This is a genomic window from Haloglomus halophilum (assembly GCF_024298885.1).
Lineage (GTDB): Archaea > Halobacteriota > Halobacteria > Halobacteriales > Haloarculaceae > Haloglomus > Haloglomus halophilum.
In genome coordinates, this window is record NZ_CP101166.1 from 1001434 (window position 1) to 1022592 (window position 21159).

Sequence of the window (21159 nt, forward strand, 5' to 3'; positions counted from 1 at the left end):
CCGTACTCACTCCCGCTCCAGCACCGCGAGCAGCCCCGGAACGTCCATCGCCTGGGTCTCGAACACGGCTTCGCGACAGACCAGCTCGGTCCACCCGTCCGCGAACGCTTCCCGGACGTCCGCCGGGACCATCGGAACCGGGCCGAAATCCGTCGGCGCGTCCGGGCCGAAACCGACCAGAAACAGCCGGCCACCGGGACGGAGCACCTCGCCGACCTCCGCGGCGTACGCGGCGTGTCCCTCGGTTTCGAAAGCGTGGAACAGGCCACTGTCGAGCACTGTCTCGAACGCCTCGCCGTCGGCATCGAGGTCGAGCGCGTTGCCGACCCGGAACCGGATATCGAGGTCACGGTCGGCCGCCCGTTCCCGCGCCCGCTCGATGCCGCGCTCGGAGATGTCGATACCGACGGCAGGATGGCCCTGCTCGGCGGCCCAGAGCGCGTGGGTCCCCGTTCCACAGCCGATGTCGAGCACCTGCCCCGAGAGCCCGTACTCCGCGACCGCATCGACGAGCGCCGGCTGCGGTTCGCCGGTGTCCCAGGGCGTCTCCTCCGATTCGTAGCGCTCGTCCCACCAGGCCGCCGGACCATCGCCGCTGGATTCGTCCTTCCCCGACACGTCTGAGTGGGCAGCGGCCACGAGCGTAAATCCCCCGACGTCGAGGGGCAGGCGCTCCGGGACCCCGAACGTCCGCGGAACCCCGTCTCGGTTCCGGAACGGTGTCCGGACGCCAGCCCACGATTTTATTCCCCCGCCGCCCGCTGACAGACCGATGAGCGAGACCGAGACCGTCTACATCGTCGCACAGATCCAGGTCGAGGACTGGGACACCTACGAGTCCGAGTACATCCCGACGACGTTCGAGCGCATCACCGCCCACGACGGCGAGGTACTGGTGGCGACCGAGGAGGCCGAAGAACTCGAGGGGGAGTGGGACGGCAACTGGACGGTGGTCATCGAGTTCCCGTCCGAAGCCGACGCCTACGCGTTCATGCAGGACGAGGAGTACGTCGAGGCGATGAGTGCACGCCACGAGGCGGCCGCGTGGAACGACATCGCGATGCTCCCGGCGTTCGACGGCTGAGACGGGGATCGGGAATCCACGGCCCGCTACGGGTCGCTCCCGTCCGCAGCCGGGTCGTCGATGGTGTCACTGTCGCTGTTGCCCGCGGCGTCCTCGGCGACGACCGTGAACGAGTACGCGTCCCCATACGCGCCCTCCCGATGGTACGTCTCGGTCCCGCTGTAGCCGCTGTAGGTCTGGACGAGGCTCCCGTCCCGCCGGACCTCGACGGTCACCGAGTCGAGGTCGCCGTCGGCGTCCGATACGCTCCAGGAGATCTCGAACTCGGCGTGATCCGTCGCGGCCTTGTTCTTGCAATCACCGTGTCCGGGATTGATGTCGGAGCACTCGCTGTCGTCCGTGACGCCGAACGAGTCGACGGTCGGCGCGTTGTCACCGCCGGGACCGGGGTCCGACGCGGGGTAGTCCGCGGTCGCGGTCTCGGACTCGCCTTCGCTCGTGTCGACGGCCGTCACACTGGCCTCGTCCGGGAGGCTGTCGCAGTCGATCACGCCGGCGTCGCACGCGACCGTCGTCGTCGGGTCGGCCGTCGTCCCGTCGACGGTGCCGTCGGCGTCGAAGTCCCAGCGGTACTCGTCGACCCGGTCGGCCTCGGTGGTCCCGGCGGCGTCGAACCGGTACTCGTCGCCGTCGCTCCGCTCGGAGACGGCGAGGTTCGCGATGATGGTCCGGCCCGGGAGCGGCACCGTTCCGCGTGTGGCGCTGGCACCGTCGACCTCGATGCGGTTGACCGAGATGTGCAGGTACGTGACCGGCGGCGGGAGCGCGGTCCCCTCGGGGAACCGTGGCTCGACGGCCCGGAGTTCGTCGCCGTACTCGAAGCTGGTCCCCTGCTGGATGCTGGCCGGACCGCCGATGATGGCGCCGTTCACCTCGCCGCTCCCCTGCCCCAGACAGGTGTCCACGTCCGTCGGACAGGCGGCGGTCGCCGAGGTGAGCCCGTACTCCCCGACGGCGTCGTTCGACCCCTCGGCGGGCTCGTCACGCGGCGCGTAGACGGCCCCGGTGAACCCGTTGTTGCTCTGCCCCATCGCGAACTGCATCTCCGAGGTCCCGTACAGCTGGAAGCGGCTCGCGTTGCCCGACGCGACGGTCACGCCGGACTGGCCCTTCGCCATCGCGACATCACCGTTCGTGTACACCCGGGCGTAGTGGTCGGTGCCGGCGCCGTTCTCGACGGCGATCCGCCCGTTGTCCAGCCCGATGTTGCCGTCGACGAACAGCGTGACGTTGCCCGACGAGAGGTCGAGGGTGAGCGTGTCGCCGCTGAGGCCGAACCCCTCGCTGTAGTACGACCCCGCGGTGAGCGTCGTATCGCCGTCGATGTCGGCGTCCGGGTGGTCGTCCTCGGCGTTGTCGAGGAGGACCCCGATGCCGGCGTCGAGGGCCATCCACCGGGTGTCGGTGTTCGTCGTGGTGCAGTCCGAACCGCTCCCGGCGGCACACTCGATGCTCCCGTGCTTGTCGCTCACGCTCCCCGCCGAGACGACGGCCGTATCGACGGTCTTCGGGGTCTTCACGCTGATATCGCCGTCGGCGACGAGGCCGTCGCGGTACGTCCCGTCGAGGTCGAGGCGCGCGAGGTCCGCCTCGACGGTCCGGTTGCTGTGGTGGACCGTGACCGAGACGCCGTCGATGCGGTCGCGGAAGTAGTCCGCCCAGGCGACGTAGTGGTCGCTGGTGACGCTGACCGTGAGAACCTGCTCCCGGACGACACCCGGGCCGAGCCCCTGCCGGGACCCGGCCGCCTGGATGGTGACCTCCTCGCCCGTCCCCGACTCGCCCGGGGTGGCGGCGACGATGGGGAGCGTGAGCGTCCCCGCCCGGTAGTGGAACTCGGGCGGCGAGATCATCCGGCTCGCGTTGCCCGTGCCGCGCCAGACGCCGCCACCCTGGTACGCGACGACCTGGTCGCTCGTCTCCCGCGTGACAGTCCCGAGTGTCTGGTTGAGGTACTCGGTCCCGTCCTGGGCCTCGACGACGATGCGACCCGTCGCCGCCGCGGTGAGCGCACCCCCGCGACCGTTCCGGGTCAGGGGCACCGTCTGGACCTGGCTGTCACCCAGCGCGACCCGTGCCGCCTTCGCGTCGAGCTGCGTGAGCGCCGTCTCGGCCTGCCCCTGCTCGATGGACCCCTCGATGTCGTTCAGCCCGGCCGCGCCGATAACGACCACCAGCGTGACGCCGAGCGCCGTGATGCCCAGCAACAGCGCGACGCCAAGGACCGTAGCCTGTGCTCGACGCCCGCCCCCGTCGCCCCCGGTATCCGGCATTGCTCGCCGTTGGACGCACGTAATAAACAGGGAATCGACCACTCCCCCCCAGGCCGTCTATATCGGGGGCTGTCATCGGTGAATGAAACGGAGGTCGTGGTGACAACGGCCGGACCGGGCGGGACCCTCCCCCACCCACCCGAACCCCTTTGTCGTCGACACCCGACCCTGCAGCCATGCGTGCAGCAGTCCTGCGAGAACACGGCGAACCACTGGACGTGACCGAGGTCGACCCCCCGGAGCCGGACCCGGACGGCGTCGTCGTCGAGATCGAGGCGTGTGGCATCTGCCGGTCGGACTGGCACGGCTGGCAGGGGGACTGGGGCTGGCTCGGCCTCGAAACGTCGCCCGGACAGATCCTCGGCCACGAGCCCGCCGGCCACGTCGTCGCCGTCGGCGAGGAGGTCGAGAAGGTCCGCGAGGGTGACCACATCGCGGTCCCGTTCAATCTCGGCGACGGCACCTGCGAGCAGTGCCGCACCGGCCACGGGAACACCTGCGACAACACCACGCCGCTCGGCTTCGTCGAGAGCGCACCCGGCGCGTTCGCCGAACTCCTGCACGTCCCCCACGCCGACCACAACGCCGTCCACCTGCCCGAGGGCGTCTCCTCGACGGACATGGCCGGACTCGGCTGTCGGTTCATGACCGCGTTCCACGGGCTGGCCCACCAGGCGCCTGTCAGCGCGGGCGACTGGGTCGCGGTCCACGGCTGTGGCGGCGTGGGGCTCTCGGCGGTCCACATCGCGGACGCACTCGGCGCGAACGTCGTCGCGGTCGACCTCGACGACGACAAGCTCTCGAAGGCGGCCGAACTCGGGGCGACCGAGACCCTCAACGCCGGCGAGACCGAGCGCGTTCCACGGGAGATAAAGGGTATCTCCGACGGCGGCTGCCACGTCTCCGTCGACGCGCTCGGCATCGAGGAGACCTGCCGCAACTCCATCCTCGGGCTGGGCAAGCGCGGCACGCACGTCCAGATTGGCCTCACCACGGAGGCCGAGCAGGGCGACCTCTCCATCCCCTCGGACCTGATGGTGATGCAGGAGATCGAGTTCGTCGGCTCGCTGGGCCTGCCGCCGACGCGCTACGACGAGATCTTCCGGATGGTCGCCACCGACAAGATCACCCCGGGCGCCGTCGTCAGCGAGACCGTCGGGCTGGAGGATGTCAGCGACAAACTGGCGGCGATGACCGACTTCGAGACCGAGGGGATTCCGGTCGTCGACTCGTTCTGAACCGGCACGCCCGCCCTCGCGAGACGGACCCCGGCGGGAACGCTACGAGTCCACGTCGGAGGCGATCTTCTTGCTCCCGTTCACGGAGCTGTTGCTGACGGAGACCCGGTAGCGGTCCACGGTGCCGTCAGGGTGGCGAACGTCCGCGTAGACCAGATACCGGACGATATCGTGCTTCGTATTGGTGATGGTGTAGCTCACGTTCCCGCCGACGATCTTGTCCAGGTGCTCACCCGCCAGTTCGGTCGCCTCGCTCCTGCTCGTCATGAATGCTAGATTGTTGCAGTATCGGTACTAATGGTTTTCTGCCACCCGCAGGGGCGGTGCCGCGTCTCTCACCATCCGCAGAGCCGGTGCCGGGTATCGGACACCGACCACCGTCCGAACGCACGGTCCCGGGGACACCGCCAGCGTCACCGACAGGGGACCGGTAGAAGAACCCACCGGCAACCGAAGCCACAACCCCTACACAGTTTCCAGCCGTTGTTACGATATCATGACGACAGAGACCCGCGTGGACGACGTTGCAGCCGCTGATGTCGGCCCTGGCCCCGCCACGGAGACGTGCGACCTCTGCGGTGCGGTCGTCCAGCCCGATCCCGGCGAGTCGCGGTTCGAGGCCGTGGTCGCGCACTTCGAGGCGGTCCACATGGACCGCGAGTAAGCGCCGGCCGGCGCTCGGCGTCACGACATCGATACAGCAGACCGCAAAGAATCAGCGTCGGAAGCGTCGTCAGGCGGTCTGCTCGACGAGGACTTCCAGTTTCGAGAACGAATCTATCGGCAGTTCGCTCGGGAAGTCGTACGTGACCGATGTCACCGAATCCTGCGTGAACGTCTTCCCGGTGTAGGTCTTGCTGTCCACGATGGTGCCGTCCGACTTCTTGATGGAGATGTGAACGTCGCCCGTGTGGTCGGTCATGCCGGTGTTGTTGACATCGACGGTGACGCCCGTCGCGTTGACGCCGGAGTACGAGAGACTCTGCGAGTCGATTGACAGGTTGGTCGAACCCGTGACCTGCCCCTCACCGGGGGCGACTTCGTTCGGATTGGCCTGGGAGATGGTCACCGCTGCCGCCGCGAACCCGGCACCCACCACCAGTGCGACCAGACCGACCGCGATGGTCGAGGTCTTGATTGGGAAACTCATGTTGCACTGCTTCCTTCCGCTCGGCGACCCATCCTCGTGCGCACTAGCCTGTTACCCCCATCCGCTCGGATGGCTTTCCAGCTAGACCGAGGTGAAGAACGGCCCGGTGCGGAGCCGACGTTGCCGGCGACCGGTCGGTCACTCCGACTCCGATTCCGTCTCCGAGTGGGATTCGGACGACAGGAGTTCGCCGAAGATGTGCCGCTGTGCGGCCCGGAGATGCGTGTGGAAGGTCGGTCCGGAGATACCCAGGTCCGAAGCCAGGTCCTGTCCCGTCTGCACCCGGGGCGACTCGAAGTACCCGCCGCCGTAGGCCAGTTCGAGAACCTGCTGCTGGCGGTCGGTCAGCAGGTCGTCGAGTTGCGTCCCGAGCGCGGGCTGTGAGCGGCCGGTCCGCTGCTGGCGCGACCGCAGCCGCACGGTGTCGTAGCTGTCGTCCAGCATCTTCACGAACGACCGCACGTCGGTACTCGATGGGACCTGCACGGTCAGCGTACAGTGCTCGGGGGTCGCCGACAGGGACTCGAGGACGCTCCCGTGTGTCGCGAGCCTATCGACGACGCCGCCCTCGGTGGTCTCGAGCTTCAGGATCGACGTGTCACGGCCGTCGGTGACCCAGCCCCAGTCGTCGATAGAGGGGAACTGCTCGCAGACGGCCTCGACCCGGTCGGTCTCCCGGCACGCCACGGAGAGGTACATGGTGGTAGCACCGTCCTCGCAGGGGGTGATGCGTTCGAGCGTGATCGCCCGGTCCAGCGCCGCGGCGAACCGGTTGAAGAACTCGGTCTCGTCGGCGATCTCGAGCTCCAGCTCCACCACCGGCGCTGCGAGCAGGGCCCGCTTGCGCTCGGCGGTGTTGATGGCCGCACCGACCGTTTCGCCGAGTTCACCGAGGACGCCCTCCTCCAGTTCGATGTTGTCGCTCCGGTGGCCCGAGTACAGCGCCAGCACGCCGTAGCGGGCGTTCTGGAAGCTCAGCGGGATCGTGATGACCGACTCGAAACCCCTGGCCTGCGCTGCCTGGCGCCAGGGCTCGAACGCCGCGTCCGTGATCTCGTTCGTCTGCACCTCGTTCGTCCGTATCGCCCGCACGACGGGGGCCTGTTGCTCGTCGTCGAGCGATATCGAGATGGCGTCCAGATACCCCTCGTCCGTTCCGGCGGCCGCTCGCGGCACGATCCGCTGGTGGCCCCGGTCGGGGGCTCCGATCCAGGCGAACTGGTACGGCCCGGTCCCGGCGAGTCGCTCACAGACGAGCGACTCCACCTCCGCCCGGGACTCCGCCGTGACCAGGGCCGCGTTGATCTCCCTGACCAGCTGGTTGGTCTGGGCGAGCATCGAGAGTTGCTCGCGCTGGGCGGTGAGCTGGCGCTCCCGCTCGCGGCGCTCGGCGATGCCGCGGGAGATGCCGACGGCACCGATGACGGTCCCCGCCTCGTCGGTCAGCCGCCGGGTCCGCGCCTCTATCGGCATCGTCTCGCCCTCCTTCGTCACCATCGTCAGCTCCCGGGTGTCCTGCCCCTCGTCCAGCGCCGTCTGCAGCCCGGATTCGAAGTCCGGGATGTCCCGCCCGACGATCAGCCGGTCGAGGGACATCCCGTCGAGTTCGGTCTCGGTGTAGCCGGTCGTCTCGGCGAGCGCCCGGTTCCACCGGACGAGCCGCCCCTCCGGGTCGACGACGTAGAACCCGTCGTCCAGCGTATCGAGCGCGTTCTCGATGAACCGTCGCTCCGACCGCAGCTCCCGCTCGGCCTCCCGGAGTTCGGTCACGTCGATGATGACCGCCTGCCCGACCGGTTCCCCGCGGAACTCACCGGGCGCCGTGGCGACCTGGATATCCCGGCAGGGCCCGTCGTCAGGGCAGACCGTCATCTGTGTCGGCCCGACCGTCTCCCCCTCCTCGATGACGCTGGCCAGTTCCGCCCGGGCGACCTCGCGGTCCGCGACCTCGATGTAGTCGAATATCGAATCACCCTCGAGGTCGGCCGGGTGGTCGATACCGAGCAGGTCGGCGACGGCCTGGTTGGAGTAGAGGATCTCGCCCGTCCTGTCGAAGACGTTGATGGGCGCCGGTGACGCCTCCAGCAGGTTCCGATAGCGCCGTTCACCCTCGCTGGTCCGCGACACGGTGGACTGGAGGAGCTCGGTCACCCGCTCCACCACGGCGTCCACGGCATCCACGTCGTCCACCGGGAGATACCCGTCCACGCCGGCCGCGACCGCCTCGCTCGCGACCTGCTCGTCGCCGTCGGCGGCGACCAGCACGAACGGGATGTCGGTATCCACGTCGCGGACAGTGCGCAGCAACTCGAGCCCGTCGCCGTCCGACAGCGAGTACCGGCTGACGATCGCCTCGGCGACGCCCTCTCTGACGAGATCCACCGCGTGCTCGCCCGAGTCGGCATCGTGGACGTCGAACACCATCCGCTCGGCCGCGGCGTTCACGCGCTGCTCGGGGAGGTCGCTGGAACCGACGTGGACGATGGCCGTCCCCGGACTCGCCGGACCTTGCATGCTAGAAGGTCGCACACAGGGACTAAAGAATCTAGTCTTGAACGAACGTTCGCCACACGGACCACTCCCGTTCGGCGAACCAGGAGACCTGCTGGGCCTGGAGCCACCCGATGGCACTGAGCGATGCCGCCAGCAGTGGTGCAACCGAGGTTCCGCCCGGGGCAGCGACCGCGCTCCAGAGGACGCCGGCGACGGTCGCGGTGCCCGCGATCGTGTACAGCCGCGTGAACCGGACGTCGGTCCCGCGTTCCCACGCGGCGGCGAAGAGGAGCGTCCCCCCACCGAGCAGCACCACGAGCAGCTGGATGTGGAGCCAGTACCCCAGTTTCGGCGTGATGACGGCGAAGCCGGTCGTCAGCGTCGACGGCTCGGGAACCACCCAGTAGATGGTGTGGGCGGGCGCCGTCATCGCCAGGAGGACGTCGACGCCCGTGAGGACGGCCGCGCCGCCGTACAGCAGCCGTCTGCGCGGGACGTTCGGGGTACTGCTCGCGGTACAGGCGAAGAGGAACCACCCGAGCGCGGCGAGCAGCGACCCGACGACCGACAGCGAGAGGAAGAACCCCTTCACCAGCGGCCGGGGGGAGAGGAGCTGTGCGGCGAGCATCGCGTTCCAGACGCTGATCCCCATCAGGAGCAGGATGTAGGCGAGCCCGTTGTCGCGACGGCGGTAGGCGATGGCGGTCGCGACGAACGGGTACGTCGACAGGAGGACCAGCACGGCGAACCCGCCGAGCAGTGCCTGGACGACCGCGTCGGCAACGATGGGGCTCATGCGTCGACCTTCCTCATGCGATGAGCCTCCGCAGTTCGGCCGACTCGAAGCGTTCGGTGTCAAGTTCGGCCCAGGACAGCTCGATCTCCGTCGCCAGCTGGTCGAAGGCCGGGCTCTCGCGGAGCTGTGCCTTCGTCTTCGTCTCCTGGAGCGCGACGCGCTTCTCGGCCAGCGCACAGAGGGTCCGGAGCGTCCGGCCGTACGACGCCCGCTCCTGGAGCGTCTCGACGGCGGTCACGAGGTCCGCCCGGGAGACCGGTTTCCGGAGATACATGTCGAACGGCGGCTCCGTCGCGTCGATACTGGGGGCGGCAGCCGAGACGGCCGCGATCATACACGCGGGGTGCCGGTCGCGGATGTCGGCCGCGACGGCGTCACCGGACCGACCGGGCATGTGCCGGTCCAGAAGGACGATATCGACCGTCTCGTCGAGCGTGTCGAGCGCCGCCTCCCCGCCATGCACCGTCCGCACCTCCGCGGACTCGCGGAGCCATATCTCGTAGGCAGCCGCGACATCCGGGTCGTCGTCCACGACGAGTACGGTCGGCGTTCCTGTGTCTCGAGCTATCGAACCCACCATACGTGTCCTTGCAGTGTAATCGACGGTAGCGGTTGGGGCTCGATAGTTAGTCCGGCGAACACGCGGGGCTCATCATCTAGCCCCGGTCGAGTCCGGCTGGCGGTGCGTCCGTCCCGGCCGGGGTGAGCAGCCGCCTCAGTCGTCCGCCGGCGCCGGTCCGGCATCCGCCTGCGCACCCCAGAGGTCGGCGTACTCGCCGTCGGTCGCGAGCAGTTCCTCATGGGTCCCCTGCTCGACGATACGACCCTCGTCCAGCACGACGATCTCGTCGGCGTCCTTGATGGTCGAGAGCCGGTGGGCGATGACGAACGCCGTTCGGTCCTCGACCAGCCGGTCGAGACTCGCCTGGATCAGCTCCTCGGTCTCCGTGTCCACGTCGGAGGTCGCCTCGTCGAAGACGATGATGGACGGGTCGTTCAGCAGGGCCCGGGCGATCGCGAGACGCTGGCGCTGCCCGCCGGAGAGTTTCACCCCGCGCTCGCCGACGCGCGTGTCGTAGCCCTCGGGCAGGTCGGTGATGAACTCGTGGGCCTCGACCGCCTTCGCGACCTGGCGGATGCGGTCACGGGTCGACGTGTCCCCGTCACCAGCCTCCGCCCCACTCGCGGAGTCGCCGCGCTCCCGGCCGTACCACTCGGCTTCGAGTGCCTCGCGGTCGCCGTACGAGATATTCTCGGCCACGGTCCCCGAGAAGAGGTACGGGTTCTGCTCGACGACCGCGATCTCGTCACGAAGCGCCTGGAGGTCGTACTCGCGGACATCGACATCGCCGACCCGGACCGCCCCCTCGTCGACATCGTGGAAGCGAGCGACGAGTTTCAGCAGCGTCGACTTCCCGGCGCCGGTCGCGCCCGCAAGGCCGACCGTCGTCCCGGCCGGGACCGCCAGCGACACGTCGTGGATGACCGGCTCGCGGTCGCCGTAGGCGAACGTGACATCGTCGAAGGTGACGCGCCCGTCGATGGCCTCGGGCTGGTGGGGGTCGGGGGGTGACGTGATGGCCGGCTCCTGGCCGAGCAGCCCGAACACGCGCTCGGCACTCGACCTGGCCAGCTGGTACTTGTTCGCGGACTTCCCGACCCGACGCATCGGCGAGTAGAGCCGCCGGAGAAGCAGGAAGAAGAGGGCGAACCCGCCGGTCGACAGCGCGATGCCGCCGGCCGTCTCGGCACCGATGATATCGCGCCCACCCACGTAGAGCGCCACCACGAAGACGACGCCCGTGAGGAGCCGCAGACTGGCGAAGAACGCCCGGCGGATGCGCAACGCGGCCACCTTCTCGTCGTGGTACTGCTCGCTCTGCTCGGCGACCCGGTCGCGCTCGAAGTCGTACCGGTCGAACGCCTTGATGACGGCCGCCCCGCCGAGGTTGTTCTCGAGGCGGGTGTTCAGTCGGGCGACCGTCTCCCGGATGGATCTGTATCGGGGCTCGATCCACGTGAGGAAGCGCCCGCTCGCGACGCCGATGATGGGGACCGGCGCCAGCGCGATGAGTGCGAGTTTCGGCGAGTAGTACCAGAGGATGGCCGCGATACCGCCGACGGTGGCGACGACGCGGATGAGTTGCCGGAACTCGGTGTTGAGGAAGGTCTCCAGCCGGTTGATGTCGCTGTTGAGGATGGACAGCATCCCGCCGGTCTGGTGGTCGACGAAGAAATCCATCGAGAGGTGCTGGAGGTGGTCGTAGGTGTCGTTCCGGAGGTCGCGCTGGACCTTCTGTGCGGTCGACTGGAGGAGATACCGCGACGCGAACCGCGTGAGCGACCGGATCGCGTACGCGAAGACGGCGATCCAGACCAGCCGCTCCAGCAGCGCGAGCCTCGCTGCCTGCCCGGTAATCCGGCCCGCCGGAAGCAGCCCGACCCACGTCAGCAGCCCCGCGTTGCCGGAGGTCCGGATGACCCGGTCGATGGCCGCGGCGACGATGACCGGCGGCACCAGCCGTGCGAGTCGGGTCGCGAACGACGCGAGCACGCCGACGACCAGCCGGACCCAGTACCGCCGCGCGTAGGACAGGAGACTCACCATCGGATGCCCGTCGACGTTCTCGCGGACATCCTCGAACCCCCCGTGGTCGTCTGCCATTGGCCCGTGTTGCGGTCGCCGAGGCAAGTATTCCGTGTCTCGTGGCGCGGTGTGCCGTCGGCTAGCCGATACCGGCACGCACTCGCGCAGGCTGCACTCCCATCGGTACCCCCACGCTGGCTCGTGCCTGGAGCGTGTCGGTCAACTCGGTGGCGCGATTCAGCTCGAACCCCACACCCTCAGTCCCACAGTCCGGACAGGAAACCAGTGAGTGTTGTCGTATCCGACCCAGCCGTGTTCACCGCGTACAGGTGGCCGTCGTCGCTCCCGACGTACACCGTCCCATCACCCACCGTCGGCGAGGAGTGTACCGCTGCTCCGGTGTCGAAGCGCCACTGCTCGCTCCCGCCGTTCGTATCAACCGCGTACAGGCGCCCGTCGTCGCTCCCGACGTACACCGTCCCATCGGCCTCGGTCGGCGAGGCGTGGATCGGGGCCTCAGTCTCGAAGCGCCACTGCTCGCTCCCACTGCGTGCATCAACCGCGTACAGGCCGCCGTCCGTACTCCCCACGTACGCCGTCCCGTCGGCCACGACCGGCGGGGCATAGACCGACCCCCCGATGTCGACGCGCCACTGCTCGCTCCCACTGCGTGCATCAACCGCGTATAGGTGGCCGTCCTTGCTCCCCACGTACGCCATCCCATCCACCACTGTCAGTGATGCTTTGACCCGGTGGCCTGTGTCGAAGCGCCACTGTTCGCTTCCGCTGCTCGTGTCCACCGCGAACAGGTAGCCACCGTTGTTCCCGATGTACACCGTCCCATCCGCCACGACCGGTGCGGAGGAGATCCAGCTCCAGGTGTCGAAACACCACTGCTCGCTTCCGCTGCTCGTGTCCACCGCGTACAGGTAGCCACCGCTGTTCCCGACGTACACCGTCCCATCCGCCACCGCCACCGGGTAAGCAACCGAGACCTCGGTGTCGAAGCGCCACTGCTCGCTCCCACTGCGTGCATCAACCGCATACAGACAGTCGTCGTCACTCCCGACGTACACCGTTCCGCCCACCACCGTCGGTGGGCAACGGACTGTATCCTCGGTTTCGAAGCGCCACTGCCCGTCGCCGCTGCCCTTCTCCACCGCGTACAGGTTCTCCCCACTCACGACGTACACCGTTCCGTCCACCACCGTCGGTGAGGAACTGATTCCATCCCCGGCTTCGAAGCGCCACTGCTCGGTTCCGGGCACGGGTCCCTCTCCCCCGCTCTCGGATTCACGCATCGGCTCCGGCGACTCGACAGACACGCATAAACCTAGGCTGTGACGACTGTCCCCGGATCCGTCGACATCCCGCTGGAACACAGGGGTTCCACCGAGCGGCACAGAGACGCACTACGGCCCCTCGTCGGACTCGATATCGTGCTTCGTGCGGTCGGACTCCGCCTCCCCGGGGACGATACCGACCCCGACGAGCGTTATCAGAACCCCGGAGAGTAGTACGGTTGCGCGTGCGAAGAGTGTGTTCGGGAGCCCGAGAAGTTCGACGAACAGGTCGATATAGATACCATCCCACTGACGGCCGAATCCGTGTAGCCCCGTCCCGGCCCAGAAGCAGAGGAAGCCGGCGAAGATCAGACTGGATCCCACACCAGTCCGTAACGGGGAGTCCTCCATCGCCATGCGCGATACCACGGCAACCGACCGGCGTAGTGGTTCGTCTGAACGGGGTCGGCGCCGAATCGAGGGGGACCGCACGAGTCCAGCAACTGACCGAGTGGAGGAGGAAGGAAGTGGACTCGCGGGGGTCTCGCGAGCGGAGCGAGTGAGACCACGCGAGGGAACGAACGAAGTGAGTGGACTCGCGGGGATTTGAACCCCGGGCCTTCCCCGTGCCAGGGGGATGATCTACCACTGATCTACGAGCCCGCGCAGTCGATTCTGAGTCCAGCCGCGGGCATAAACCCATCGTCATCCCACCGCGCGTGGCCCGGCATGGCACGCGCGGGGGCAACGGAAACCGTTTAGTCGCTGAGGAGTCCAGCACGGGTGGGAACAGCACAGCCGCATATCCGACTCGCCGCCCGTTCGGGCGGCTTGGGAGTGCGGAAGTGCAGGCCGACAGCGGCGCGTTGCCGCACCCGGCCACACGCTCGCAGCCCCTCGCGCGGTCGGCGCGCGGGCGACACCGTCCGAGGTGTCTGCCGAGGGGGCACGCGGCTCGTGCGGTTCCAATCACACAGCTACGAGTATACACATGGCACGAATGCATACCCGCCGTCGCGGCTCGTCCGGTTCGGACAAGCCCGCGACCGACGAACCGCCGGAGTGGAGCGACGTGGACGAGGACGCCGTCGAGGAGCGCGTCGTCGAACTCGCAGAGCAGGGGCACGACCCGTCCCAGATCGGGATGAAGCTGCGCGACGAGGGCGTCCAAGGCACGCCGATTCCCGACGTCAAGCTCGCCACGGGCAAGAAGGTCACCGAGATCCTCGAGGAGCACGACGCCTCCCCCGAGGTCCCGGAGGACCTGTACAACCTGCTCGAGCGCGCCGTGCGCCTGCGCGAGCACATGGACGAGAACCCCGGCGACGCACAGAACAAGCGCGCGCTCCAGAACACGGAGTCGAAGATCCGCCGGCTCGCCGACTACTACCGCGGCGACGAGCTGGACACGGACTTCACGTACACCTACGAGCTCGCGAAGGAGCTCACCGAGTAACCCCCTGTCCACCAATGGCCGCCGCCGACCCGTCCGACGGGCACGCCCCCGGTGAGAGCGTCGCCGCCGCCTGCCGCGAAGCCGGCCTCGTCCGGCTCGTGGCGACGAGCGACGGCGACGCGCTCGCCGCGACGGGTGTCCTCGCGCGGGCGCTCTCGGCGACCGGCATCCCGTTCCAGGCCTCCGTCCACCCGTTCCCGGCCGAGACACGCGGCGACGGCACGGACGCGGACGCGACGGTGACCGTCGGCGCACCCGGCGGCGATGTCGCGCTCGACGGCCATCCCGCGAGCCCCGCGGCCTACGCGGCCGCTCGCGACATCGCGCCCGACGCCGCCGACCCGACGCTCGCACTCGCGGGCGTGCTGGCGGCCGGCGCTGCACCGGGCGACGACCCGACGACGCTCGCCGACGACGCCACCGCCGCCGGCTGCGACCGCCGGCCCGGCGTGGGCGTCCCGACCGCGGACCTCGCGGACGGACTGGCACACACGACGCTAGTCCACACGCCCGACTCTGGCGACATCGAGGCGTACCGCGCGGCACTCGCCGAGCGGGACCTGCCCACCGAGCGGACCGGCGACACCAGCGAGGACGACACCGCAGCGGGCGAGGCCCGCGAGGACGCCGGCCGCCGGCTGGCGTCGTTGCTGGCGTTCGACGCCGTCCGGTCCGGCGAGGCGCCGCCGCGAGCGGCCGACGCGGCAGAGCGTGCGCTCCGGCCCCACGCCGGCGCGCGCTGCCCGTTCGCGACGGTCGAGGGGTATGCCGACGTACTCGACGCGACGGCGCGCCGCGCGCCCGGCACGGGCGTCGCGCTCGCACTCGGGCACGATGCCCGCGAGGCCGCGCTCGACGCGTGGCGCGAGCACGCAAGTGCCGCCCACCACGCGCTCCGCGCGGCCGACACCAGCCGGTACGACGGCTGTGTCGCGGTGGTCACGCGGACCGGCCCCGTCGAGACGGTCGCACGACTGGTTCGTGACTTCCGCTCGCCCGAGCCCGCGGTCCTCGTCATCGGTGACGGGGAGGCCGCGGCCGCGGGCGACGGCGTCGATGTCGGCGAGCCGCTGCGGGCGACCGCGGCGGCTGGCGGTCCGTCCGGCGGGCGAGCCTCGTCGGACGGGTCCGGCGGTGGCACGAGCCACGCGCGCGGCGAGACGGCGTACGCCCGGCTGGACACGAGCGACCCGACGGGACTCCTCGACGCGTTCCGGGAGGAACTGGCATGAGCGGGGCCGACGCTGCCGGCGACGGCGCGGACGGCGTCCGCAAGCGTGCCACCCTCCGGACGCGCCACGACGACCCCGCGGTCGTCGCCCGAGCGGTCCGGCCGGACAACACGGACGCGATGGAGACCGCAGTGGCCGAGGACCGCGTCGTCACGCGCATCGAGCGCCCGACGACCGGTGGCCTGCGCTCGACCGTCGACGACTACGTGGTCAACCTCCGCGTGGCCGAGCAGGTCGCGGCGACCGCTCGGGGCGAGGCGACGACCGCGGTGGACGACCGGGACGCGGCGGCCGTGGATGGTGACGCGGCGGACGAGAGCGAGGAGGCATCGGGCGGTACGAACGACAGCGACATCACCACAGACGACACACACGACACATGAGCGAACGAAGCGTTTCCCGACGGAAACAGGAGAAGCGGTGGTACACCGTGCTCGCGCCGGAGCAGTTCGACCGGCAGGAGCTCGGCCGCACCCCCGCCGACGAACCCGAACAGCTCTACGAACGCACCATCGAGACGACGCTCGGTGAGCTGGAGAACGACGCCAGCGAGAACAACACGAAGCTGACGTTCCAGATCAACGACGTCGGCTCGGACTCGGCGTACACGGAGTTCATCCGGCACGAACTCACCCGGGACTACCTGCGCTCGCTGGTCCGCCGTGGCTCCTCGAAGATCGCCACCTACGAGACCGTGCTGACGACGGACGACTACCGCGTCCAGATCCAGCCGGTCGCGTTCACGACCAAGAAGGCCGACCACTCCCAGGAGAAGGCGATCCGCCGGACGATGATCGACCTGACCCGCGAGGCCGCGGAGGACCGGACCTTCGAGGAACTCGTGGACGCGGTCGTCAACGGCCAGCTCTCCTCGGCCATCTACGCCGAGGCCAAGACCATCTACCCGCTCCGCCGGGTGGAGGTCCAGAAGATGACCCTCGAGGCACGCCCCGAGGAGGTCGCCGAGGAGGAGGAGACCGCCGTCGCCGTCGAGGACGAGGACGTCGAGGTCTGAACCCGAGCTTTTCCGTTCTCTTTTCGCTCCCGCAGTGGCTACTCCGTGACGACGACGGTCCCCTTCATCCCGGCGGCCTCGTGGGGGATGCAGTAGTACTGATACTCGCCGGGCACCTCGAAGGTGTGCGAGTAGGTCTCCCCCGGCTGGATGTTCCCGGCACCCGGCCACCCATCCACCGCCTCCTGCTGGGAGTCGGCGCCCCCGGAGGCGAAGTACGTCGCGTCCGCGGGGATGAGGCTCTCGTAGGCCGTGACGCTGTGGCCCCGGCTCCCGACGTTCCCCCAGACGACGGTGTCGCCGGCCGACACCTCGTACTCGACGGGCCGGAAGGCGTTGTGGACCATCCCCACGTCGTAGGAGTCGTCGGAGAGCGCCGCGCTCGACCCACAGCCCGCGAGGCCGACCGAGGCGGCGGCACCAGCCGTCGCGAGGAACGTCCGTCGCTTCATCACCTCGCGGTTGGGGTTCGGCGCGCTTAGGCGCCGTGGTTCGACCCTCGAATCCGGGCCTCGGCACGAGAGTTCAAGTAGGGTGCCGGGACCAGACGGCCCACCGTGCTCCCCGTGCTCCCGTCCGTGCCGCCGACGCCGCGCCAGCTCCCTCTCCGGGCGGCCGTCGACCTCGCCGGCGTCCGGTTCCTGCTCGACCCGGCGTTGGCGGCCACGGCACTGGCGTTCGTGGTGGGTGGGGTCCTCCTCGGCACGGTCAGCGGGCTGACGCCGGGGCTGCACGCGAACAACATGGCGCTCCTGCTGGCCTCCGTTGCGCCCGCGGTCCCCGGCCCGCCGCGGCTCGTCGGCGCGGCGCTGCTGGCGACCGGCGTGGTCCACACGTTCCTCGACGTGGTGCCCGCGCTCGCGCTGGGCGTGCCCGACCCCGCGATGGCCGCCTCCGCGCTGCCGGGCCATCGACTCGTGCTCGAAGGACGGGGCCGGGAGGCCCTCCGACTCTCCGCGCTCGGGAGTGGCCTCGCCGTCCTGCTCGCGGTGCCGCTCGCCATCCCCGTCACGCGGGCGATGGTCACGGCCTACCCGACGCTGCGGGCACATCTGCCGCTCGTCCTCGGTGGCGTGGCCCTCGTGCTGGTCCTCACCGAGCGCGACCCGTTCCGGATGCTCGTGGGCGCGGGGTCGTTCCTCGCCAGCGGCGCGCTCGGTTGGCTCACCCTCGACATCGACCCCGCCGCGCCGCTCGCCGTCGGCGGCGTCCTGACGCCGCTGTTCGCCGGGCTGTTCGGTGCGCCAGTCCTCGTGGACGCGCTCGGCGGGAGCGGTGTCCCCCCGCAGGGCGACACGACCGTCGCGACCGGACCGAAGGCCGTCGCCCGGCTCGGCGCCGTCGGCGCGCTCGCCGGCGCCGTCGTCGGCTACGTCCCCGGCGTCTCCAGCGCGGTCGCGGCGACGGTCGCCCTGCTCGCGGTCGGCGGCAGCGGCGCCCGCGGGTTCATCGTCACGACGAGCGGCGTCAACACCGCTAACTCCGTCTTCGCCCTGTTCGCGCTCGTCGCACTCGGCTCCCCGCGAACCGGCGTTCTCGTGGCGCTGGAGGAGGCGAAGACCCCGCTGAACCTGCCGCTGCTCCTGGCCGCTGCTGGACTCGCAGCCGTCGCCGGCTTCTGCCTGGTCCCGGTGCTGGGCGACCGGTATCTCGAACGACTCCGTGACACCGACTACACCCGGCTGTCGGCCGCCGTCCTCGTGGGACTCGCCGCCGTCTCCTTCGTCTTCGCGGGCGTGCTCGGCGTGGGCATCTTCCTCGTCGCGGCGGGGCTGGGACTGGTGCCCGCTCGCCTCGGCGCACGCCGGTCACACCTGATGGGCGTGCTGATGGGGCCGCTCATCGTGGGGGCGTGATTCGTCCCGAACCAGCGAACATTCCAGACATAAGTTCTTCGAGCAGAGTTAGATGGATATCGAGGGGCTATTCGAGATATTCTGGGACTAGTCTGCTGCCGCGAGGATATCGTCCCGCATCGCGTGGGCGAGCGCCTCCGCGCGCTCGCGGCTCGGTGCCTCGGCGTACACCCGGATGAGCGGTTCCGTCCCCGATTCCCGGGCCAGCACCCAGGCGTCGCCGAAGTCGAGGCGGTAGCCGTCGATGGTCGTGACCTCGGCGTCCGCCGCGGCAGCGTGGGCTTCGATGGCCTCGAGCATCGCCTCGCGCTCCGTGCCGCCGGAGTGTCCCACGTTCAGCCGGACGTTCTCGTAGCCGTCGAACGGGGCGACCACCTCCCGGAACGTCCGGCGGCCGTCGGCGACGCCCGCGATGTCGCCGTGGCCGGCCAGCAACTCGCAGAAGCGGGCGGCCGTGTAGGCGCCGTCGCGGGCGAGGCGGTAGGGCGGGAAGAGGACGCCCCCGTTCCCCTCGCCGGCGACCGGGACGTGGGTCCCCTCGGCCTGCAGTTCCTCGATGCGCGTGATGATGTGCGTGCTCCCGATGGGCGTGAGTTCGAGCGCCGCGTCGGACCGCCGGGCAGCCTCGACGAGCCGCTGGGAGACGTTCACGGCGGAGACGGTGGCGTCCCCGGGTTCCAGGTCCGCGGCGGCCAGCGCCGCGAGGGTGGCGTCACCCTCGACGGGGTCGCCGGCGGCGTCGTAGAAGATGGCGCGGTCGGCGTCGCCGTCGTGGGCGATGCCGACATCCGCGCCGCGGGCCCGGACGAGTCGCCCGAGGTCGGCGAGATTGTCCGGGACGGGTTCGGGGTCGCGGCCCGGGAAGTGGCCGTCGGGCGTCGCGTTGACGGTGACGACCTCGCAGCCGAGTTCGCGGAACAGGTCGGGTGAGGTGAGTGCACCGGCCCCGTGACCGGGGTCGAGCGCGACCGTCAGGTCGGCACCGGCGATGGCCTCGCGGTCGACCGCGTCGACGACGCTCTCGACGTACTGTCGTCTGGCGTTGTCGATGCGGTAGCTCCGGCCGGTCTCGTCCCACGAGGCGTGAGGCGGCCCGACGGCGCCGTCGGAGCGCATCGCGCGGACGTGTGCCTCCACGCGTTCGAGGTCCGAACGGTCCAGTTCGATGCCGTCGGCGCCGATGAGCTTCACGCCGTTGTACTCCGGCGGGTTGTGGCTGGCCGTCACCATCAGTCCCGGGACCCCCTTGCACTCGGCGTACGCCTGCAACCCCGGCGTGGGGACGACACCGAGTCGGTGGACATCGAGGCCGACGCTGGTCAGGCCGGCGGCTGCGGCGTCCGCGAACGTCTCGCCAGTCCGGCGGGTGTCGCGAGCGAGCGCGGCCACCGGTCGGTCGTCACCCGGGACGTCCTCGCGCCAGACGGCGCCAGCAGCGCGCGCGACCCGGCCGACGAACGCGGGCGTCATCAGGTCACCGACCACACCGCGGACCCCGCTGGAACCGAACACCTCCATTCGGGTGGGCGTCCGTCCGGTCGCGTCAAAGGGGTTCCGGACAGCACCCCGCCGTCGCTATCCCGTGACGCCCTCGCCCACACCGGGAGCCGGAGCCGCACGGCAACCGCTTTGGGCGTGGCCGTCGGCGTTCGGATATGAGCGACGACGACATCTCCATCGACGAGAAGCGCGTCTACGGCGCGAAGACGGGCACGACGGCCGTGTTCGTCGCCACGGGTGCGGGGCTCGCGCGGGTCGAGATCTCGGACGACCTCGTCGGCGAGTTCGGCCTGGCCCACCGCGGCGGCGTCCACGACGTGGCCGGCGCGGACGGCAACCTCGCGCTCGCGGGCGAGGACGACGTGCGCCTCGGCACCGGCGACACCTTCCGCCCCACCGGGTTCGGCGACGCGACGGCTGTCGGCTGGCACGACGGTGCGCTCCACGCCGCGGGCGACGACCGTGTCCTCCGGTTCGACCCCGACGGCGACCCGACCGTCGGCGACACCGACGACCCCGCGCCGGGTTCCTGGACGACCACTGCCGAAGTGGGCGAGGTGCGTGCCATCGTCGACGACATGGTCGCGGGTGCCGAGGGTCTGTTCCGCCTCGACGGCGACCGCCTCGGCCTCGCGGATGTCCGTGACGTGGCGCCCGCGGGCCCGCTTGCCGCGACCGGCGACGGGCTCTACTACCTCGGCAACGGCTGGATGGACGCGCTCGCCGGCGACTTCCGGGCCGTGGCCGCAGCGCCCGACGGCCGCGCCCACGCCGCGACCCCGGACGCGCTGTACGCCCGCTCGCCCGCCAGCGAGGGGTACGACGAGGCCGCCTGGGTCGAGACCGACCTCCCGGTGGCCGGCCACGTCGTCGACGTGGCGTACGGCCCCGAGGCGACCTACGCCGTCACTGCCGAGGGGACCGTCCTGGCGAACGCGGGCGACGGCTGGCGCGACCGCTCGCTCGGCCTCCCCGGCGCACGGCGGCTGGCCGTCCCCGGCGTCTCGCTGGAGTAATCAGCCGGAAGCGACGGCCGGCCCATTCCACCACAGGAAGCGCCCGCTCGCCCCATCAGGCGGAGCCGGCGCGTCAGCGCCGTGCGGAGCCACGCCGGCGAGCGGGCGGGGAGGTGTGGGGGTACCCTGCTCGGCTGGAACGACCACGAGCGACCGAGGGCTTCGTAGCCAACCTCGCCG

General features: G+C 70.0%; 21 protein-coding genes and 1 tRNA gene. 9 read left to right on the forward strand and 13 right to left on the reverse strand.

What is annotated here, in order from left to right; genetic code table 11:
- Window positions 1–6: 6 nt before the first annotated feature.
- Window positions 7–618 carry an SAM-dependent methyltransferase gene (locus tag NL114_RS04965; protein WP_254823691.1) on the reverse strand — a complete coding sequence of 204 codons (612 nt, stop codon included), beginning with the start codon at window positions 616–618 and terminating at the stop codon, window positions 7–9.
- A gap of 154 nt (window positions 619–772) precedes the next feature.
- Between NL114_RS04965 and NL114_RS04970 the strand changes: the two genes are divergently transcribed.
- Window positions 773–1084, forward strand: a complete 312-nt coding sequence (locus NL114_RS04970; protein ID WP_254823692.1) for a DUF1330 domain-containing protein — start codon at window positions 773–775, stop codon at window positions 1082–1084.
- Window positions 1085–1110: 26 nt separating this feature from the next.
- Here NL114_RS04970 and NL114_RS04975 read toward each other — a convergent pair whose 3' ends face one another.
- Window positions 1111–3357, reverse strand: coding sequence for a DUF7289 family protein (locus tag NL114_RS04975; protein WP_254823693.1), 2247 nt, complete (start codon window positions 3355–3357; stop codon window positions 1111–1113).
- Window positions 3358–3533: 176 nt separating this feature from the next.
- On the opposite strand from NL114_RS04975, the gene NL114_RS04980 reads away from it, so the two are divergent.
- Complete coding sequence (locus NL114_RS04980; RefSeq protein WP_254823694.1) at window positions 3534–4595, forward strand: zinc-dependent alcohol dehydrogenase family protein; 1062 nt, start codon at window positions 3534–3536, stop codon at window positions 4593–4595.
- A gap of 42 nt (window positions 4596–4637) precedes the next feature.
- On the opposite strand, the gene NL114_RS04985 is transcribed toward NL114_RS04980, so the two are convergent.
- Entirely contained in the window at window positions 4638–4862 is a 225-nt protein-coding gene (locus tag NL114_RS04985) for a hypothetical protein (protein ID WP_254823695.1), read from the reverse strand.
- Window positions 4863–5091: 229 nt separating this feature from the next.
- Between NL114_RS04985 and NL114_RS04990 the strand changes: the two genes are divergently transcribed.
- A complete protein-coding gene (locus NL114_RS04990) occupies window positions 5092–5259 on the forward strand; it encodes a hypothetical protein (protein ID WP_254823696.1) in 168 nt (55 codons plus the stop codon).
- A gap of 69 nt (window positions 5260–5328) precedes the next feature.
- Here the strand turns inward: NL114_RS04990 and NL114_RS04995 are convergent, their stop codons facing one another.
- From NL114_RS04995 to NL114_RS05030, 8 genes are all read right to left on the reverse strand, one after another.
- Window positions 5329–5745, reverse strand: a complete 417-nt coding sequence (locus NL114_RS04995; protein WP_254823697.1) for a hypothetical protein — start codon at window positions 5743–5745, stop codon at window positions 5329–5331.
- Between the two features lie 138 nt (window positions 5746–5883).
- Window positions 5884–8259, reverse strand: a complete 2376-nt coding sequence (locus tag NL114_RS05000; protein WP_254823698.1) for a PAS domain S-box protein — start codon at window positions 8257–8259, stop codon at window positions 5884–5886.
- Window positions 8260–8290: 31 nt separating this feature from the next.
- Complete coding sequence (locus NL114_RS05005) at window positions 8291–9034, reverse strand: histidine kinase N-terminal 7TM domain-containing protein (RefSeq protein WP_254823699.1); 744 nt, start codon at window positions 9032–9034, stop codon at window positions 8291–8293.
- A gap of 13 nt (window positions 9035–9047) precedes the next feature.
- Window positions 9048–9566: a response regulator transcription factor gene (locus tag NL114_RS05010; protein WP_254823700.1), complete on the reverse strand. Its 519-nt coding sequence runs from the start codon at window positions 9564–9566 to the stop codon at window positions 9048–9050.
- Window positions 9567–9749: 183 nt separating this feature from the next.
- Window positions 9750–11699 (reverse strand): ABC transporter ATP-binding protein, encoded by a 1950-nt coding sequence (locus NL114_RS05015; RefSeq protein WP_254823701.1) that lies wholly within the window; start codon window positions 11697–11699, stop codon window positions 9750–9752.
- Between the two features lie 179 nt (window positions 11700–11878).
- Window positions 11879–12922, reverse strand: coding sequence for an outer membrane protein assembly factor BamB family protein (locus NL114_RS05020; protein WP_254823702.1), 1044 nt, complete (start codon window positions 12920–12922; stop codon window positions 11879–11881).
- Window positions 12923–13033: 111 nt separating this feature from the next.
- Window positions 13034–13321, reverse strand: a complete 288-nt coding sequence (locus NL114_RS05025) for a hypothetical protein (protein ID WP_254823703.1) — start codon at window positions 13319–13321, stop codon at window positions 13034–13036.
- 174 nt (window positions 13322–13495) lie between these two features.
- Window positions 13496–13567 (reverse strand) — tRNA-Ala (locus NL114_RS05030).
- Window positions 13568–13895: 328 nt separating this feature from the next.
- Here NL114_RS05030 and NL114_RS05035 point away from each other — a divergent pair.
- The 4 genes from NL114_RS05035 to NL114_RS05050 are packed head-to-tail and all read left to right on the forward strand — an operon-like array spanning window position 13896 to window position 16607.
- Window positions 13896–14360, forward strand: coding sequence for a 30S ribosomal protein S15 (locus NL114_RS05035; protein WP_254823704.1), 465 nt, complete (start codon window positions 13896–13898; stop codon window positions 14358–14360).
- Window positions 14361–14374: 14 nt separating this feature from the next.
- The gene (locus NL114_RS05040) at window positions 14375–15592 is read left to right on the forward strand and encodes an exonuclease RecJ (RefSeq protein ID WP_254823705.1); all 1218 of its coding nucleotides are present in this window, start codon (window positions 14375–14377) and stop codon (window positions 15590–15592) included.
- On the forward strand, window positions 15589–15975 hold the full coding sequence (locus NL114_RS21735; RefSeq protein ID WP_350355399.1) for a KEOPS complex subunit Pcc1: 387 nt from the start codon (window positions 15589–15591) through the stop codon (window positions 15973–15975). The genes NL114_RS05040 and NL114_RS21735 overlap by 4 nt, the downstream gene beginning before the upstream one ends.
- Window positions 15972–16607, forward strand: coding sequence for a 30S ribosomal protein S3ae (locus tag NL114_RS05050; protein WP_254823706.1), 636 nt, complete (start codon window positions 15972–15974; stop codon window positions 16605–16607). Before NL114_RS21735 ends, NL114_RS05050 begins: the two co-directional genes overlap by 4 nt.
- Before the next feature lie 38 nt (window positions 16608–16645).
- Here NL114_RS05050 and NL114_RS05055 read toward each other — a convergent pair whose 3' ends face one another.
- Window positions 16646–17059: a plastocyanin/azurin family copper-binding protein gene (locus NL114_RS05055; RefSeq protein WP_254823707.1), complete on the reverse strand. Its 414-nt coding sequence runs from the start codon at window positions 17057–17059 to the stop codon at window positions 16646–16648.
- 189 nt (window positions 17060–17248) lie between these two features.
- On the opposite strand from NL114_RS05055, the gene NL114_RS05060 reads away from it, so the two are divergent.
- Entirely contained in the window at window positions 17249–18463 is a 1215-nt protein-coding gene (locus NL114_RS05060; RefSeq protein WP_254824679.1) for a tripartite tricarboxylate transporter permease, read from the forward strand.
- Window positions 18464–18550: 87 nt separating this feature from the next.
- Here the strand turns inward: NL114_RS05060 and glmM are convergent, their stop codons facing one another.
- Window positions 18551–19981, reverse strand: a complete 1431-nt coding sequence (gene glmM, locus NL114_RS05065) for a phosphoglucosamine mutase (RefSeq protein ID WP_254823708.1) — start codon at window positions 19979–19981, stop codon at window positions 18551–18553.
- A gap of 137 nt (window positions 19982–20118) precedes the next feature.
- Between glmM and NL114_RS05070 the strand changes: the two genes are divergently transcribed.
- Window positions 20119–20979, forward strand: coding sequence for an HVO_0234 family beta-propeller protein (locus tag NL114_RS05070; protein ID WP_254823709.1), 861 nt, complete (start codon window positions 20119–20121; stop codon window positions 20977–20979).
- Window positions 20980–21159: the final 180 nt, after the last annotated feature.